The sequence below is a fragment of the Paraburkholderia sp. J8-2 genome (assembly GCF_905220195.1).
Lineage (GTDB): Bacteria > Pseudomonadota > Gammaproteobacteria > Burkholderiales > Burkholderiaceae > Paraburkholderia.
On the sequence record NZ_CAJMZA010000080.1, the window covers coordinates 1 to 1,945 of the forward strand.

Here is a 1,945-nt window from a genome sequence, read left to right on the forward strand (position 1 = left end):
ATCTGACGCCGCTCACTTCGCGCACGAAGTCGAGTTGCGCCTCCTCCAGTTGTTCGGCGCAGCGCGCATAGAGCCAGCCAGGGCCGTTGTCGCTGCTGTACATGCCGCGGCACAAGCCCTTGAGCCGTATCGTCGTGGTTCCATCCGCGGCCCTCTGCCGCACCGCCCAGAAGTAGGCGATGCCGAATTCATGCGGCATGCGCGTCTCGATCGTATCGTCGGTCGCGCGTTCGATGGGCGTGGGCGAGTGCCGCTGGACGAAAACCAGGGCGCGGGTCCAGGCCTGTGCGCAGTCGTCGGGGGCCGAGCAACGGATCGCGCTCTGCTCGCGTCGCGCTGCCAGTTCGGTTTCCGAACGGCGGAAGGCGACGTTTTCTTCGTGGCGCGTATCGCGGTAAGCGGTACAAGCCGAAAGCGTTGCAATCAACGGGATCAAAACAAGCGCCCTGCCAGACGACAACCTGCTCCCCATTTCGCCCCCGTCGGAATCTCGGCCCGCGCACCGCGTGCCACCGACTCCAATGTACGAATCGGATGACGCGTTGCGATTGATCTGCCTCAAGGAGAGGCGGCCCGGGGCGATGCCTGTTTGTCTGATTCAAGTCAAAGCCGGCCCGCAGGCGCGCGTTCCAATCGATATCGGGCGTGCACATGGCGCGTGAAGCGAGGAGAGCATGATGAAGCTGACGTTTCTGGGCGCGGCACAAACGGTCACCGGGTCGCGCTACCTGCTGGAGGCGGGAGGCAAGCGGGTGCTGGTCGACTGCGGGCTTTTCCAGGGCACCAAAAACCTGCGGCTGCGCAACTGGGACCCACTGCCTTTTGCGGCCGACTCGCTCGACGCCGTCATCCTCACGCACGCGCATATCGACCATTGCGGCTACCTGCCCGTCCTGGCGCGCAACGGCTATCGCGGCCCGGTTTATTGCACGCCCGGAACCGCGGACCTGTGCGGCATCATGCTGCGCGACAGCGCACGGCTACAGGAGGAAGACGCAGCGTTTGCAAACCGCCACGGCTTCTCCAAACACCATCCCGCCCTTGCGCTCTACACCCTGGAAGACGCCGAACAGGCACTGCGGCTCATTGCGCCGCGCCCGTTCGATGAACCCGTTGCGCTCGGCGAGCAATTGACGTTTCGGCTGCTGCCCGCGGGCCATATCCTTGGCGCGGCGAGCGTGGTGCTGTGCAACGGGCATACGGTCACCGCGTTTTCCGGCGACCTCGGGCGCCCCGACGATCCGATCGTGCGCGCGCCTTCCCCACCGGTCCATGCGGACTATCTGGTCGTCGAATCGACCTACGGCGACCGGCTGCACGACGCGCTGAACCCCGAGGACGAACTCGCAGCGATGTTCGCGCGCACCTTCGCCCGCGGCGGCATCGTGGTCATGCCCTGCTTCGCGGTGGGACGCGCGCAGGAAGTCCTTTACTACATCGCGCGGCTGAAGCAGTCGGGGCGCATGGCGAATGTTCCGGTCTACCTCGACAGCCCAATGGCGATTGGCGTGACCGACCTGTACCGGCGTCATATGAGCGATCATCGGCTGACACTCCCGCAAGTGCACGCCATCGATCATGCGGCGTTCATGGCGCGAACGGTGGAGGAGTCAAAGGCCATTGCGGGGCGCCACGGCCCCATGGTCATCATTGCCGGCAGCGGCATGGCCACTGGCGGCCGCATTCTGCACCATCTGAACCTGTATGCATCGGACCCGCGCAACACGATCGCGCTCGTCGGATACCAGGCGCCCGGCACGCGCGGCGCGGCGCTCGAGGCCCATGCGCCCACCATCAAGCTGCATGGCGACTACGTGCGCGTGCGCGCAGAGATCTCCTCGATCACCTCGCTCTCTGCGCATGCCGATTACCGGGAAACCCTGCGCTGGCTCGCGGGCATGACGTGCCCGCCCCTTCGCACGTTCGTGACGCACGGTGAGCCCGC

2 protein-coding genes are annotated in these 1,945 nt (G+C 65.7%); one reads left to right on the forward strand and one right to left on the reverse strand.

Annotation, left to right across the window (positions count from 1 at the left end):
* A partial coding sequence (locus U5A52_RS42790; RefSeq protein ID WP_321940435.1) for a hypothetical protein occupies positions 1-436 on the reverse strand: 436 nt, incomplete at its 3' end.
* 241 nt (positions 437-677) lie between these two features.
* Here U5A52_RS42790 and U5A52_RS42795 point away from each other — a divergent pair.
* Positions 678-1,945, forward strand: a 1,268-nt coding sequence (locus U5A52_RS42795) for an MBL fold metallo-hydrolase (protein ID WP_321940437.1), incomplete at its 3' end; no start/stop codon positions are given.